The organism is Micromonospora sediminimaris, assembly GCF_016863575.1.
Taxonomy (GTDB): Bacteria; Actinomycetota; Actinomycetes; order Mycobacteriales; family Micromonosporaceae; genus Micromonospora; species Micromonospora sediminimaris.
Genome location: NZ_BOPD01000071.1, coordinates 1 through 1,291, shown reverse-complemented (window position 1 = coordinate 1,291; position 1,291 = coordinate 1). Strand labels below are relative to the sequence as shown.

At 66.2% G+C, this 1,291-nt stretch carries 2 protein-coding genes; both read right to left on the bottom strand.

Annotation, left to right across the window (positions count from 1 at the left end; translation table 11 throughout):
- Positions 1-409: 409 nt before the first annotated feature.
- Positions 410-784, bottom strand: a complete 375-nt coding sequence (locus Vse01_RS29130) for a type II toxin-antitoxin system VapC family toxin (RefSeq protein ID WP_204019286.1) — start codon at positions 782-784, stop codon at positions 410-412.
- Positions 781-1,035, bottom strand: coding sequence for a type II toxin-antitoxin system Phd/YefM family antitoxin (locus Vse01_RS29125; protein ID WP_102659982.1), 255 nt, complete (start codon positions 1,033-1,035; stop codon positions 781-783). Before Vse01_RS29125 ends, Vse01_RS29130 begins: the two co-directional genes overlap by 4 nt.
- Positions 1,036-1,291: the final 256 nt, after the last annotated feature.

The window sequence follows — 1,291 nt, the reverse complement described above, 5'->3', positions numbered from 1 at the left end:
AGTCGGCGGTGGCGGGTCGGGCGGCATGTCGCTCGCGGCGTACGTCGCCGGGTTCACCGGCTGATCTCGGGACAGACCTTCAAGCGGTCAGGGGCGCGGCGGCGGAGTCGATGGCATGCCCACTCGTTACCGGTGATGGTCGGCCCGCCAAGTCAGTGGCGTCCGCTGCGAGATCCGACTACTCGTGGCCTCCTGACGTTGGCCGCCCGATGATCATCGGCCTGACGCCCTTGGAGCGGCCAACCTGAGTGGAAGCGGCTCACCGACGATCGTCGCACTGTGTGACGCTCTGCTTGGCTGCTCGACGCGGACTGTGGCTGGCCATAGATCCCCCGCGGAGGGACGGCCGGTGGGCGAGTTGGGCCTGGGCCTCTCCCGGGCACTGTCAGGCGTGGGCCGAGCTGTCCGATCACACCTTGAGAATGTCCACGTCGTACAGCGCCATCGACGCGTCGCGGGAGGCGAGGGTCAGCCCTTCGGTGATTGCCTGTGCCACCAGCATGCGGTCGAAGGGATCGCGGTGATGCGATGGCAGGCGGCCTGCGGCGATGGCGTGGGCGTGGGTCACCGGGAGTTCCCGGAAGCCCATGTCTCGTACCCGCTCTGCAAGGTCAGGGGGGCCGGCGAGTTTCCCGATGCTCTGTTTGATGGTGATCTCCCACAGGGTGACCGGGGAGAGGAAGATGTCCGGCTCGTGGCGTAGTCGGTCGAGCAACTCGGTGCCGAGGGTCGGGTCGCCGGTGATGGCCCAGAGCGCGACGTGAGTGTCCAGCAGCAGATTCATGCGCCGATGCCGAAGTCGTCGGCGATCTCGGCGTTGGTCTGTGGTGAGTCCCAGTCACCGGAGAGGTCTAGTTGGCCGGCGAGAGAGCCGACTGCGGTGCGGTTAGCCCGCCGGACCAGCGGTACGACCTTCGCCACCGGGGTGCCCGCCCGGTCGATAATGATCTCCTCGCCGCGTTCCACCCGCTCGATGATGCGCGACAGGTGGGTCTTGGCATCATGCATGTTGTAGTGCACGGCCTCAGCCGACATGGCGCAACCTCCTCGCTTAGCTAAGGGATTAGTTTAGCCTGCTCGGTCGCATGCGTCAGCGGATCACCAGGGATCATGGCGGTGTGTGTTCGCACCGTGGTACGTCCGCCCCACCAACCGTCTTCCCTGTTCAACCATGCTGCCGACGACCCGGAAGAACCGCGTCGAGGTCCGGACCGACGCCCTCAGTCCGCAGATCGCGCAGGTGCCCTGTTGCTGTTTCACGCTCGAGACGGGTGAGGTGGCCAATTCTCGG

Coding starts and splice junctions, on each gene's coding strand:
- Vse01_RS29130 (WP_204019286.1), bottom strand. CDS start 784: ATGAATCTGCTGCTGGACACTCACGTCGCGCTCTGGGCCATCACCGGC.
- Vse01_RS29125 (WP_102659982.1), bottom strand. CDS start 1,035: ATGTCGGCTGAGGCCGTGCACTACAACATGCATGATGCCAAGACCCAC.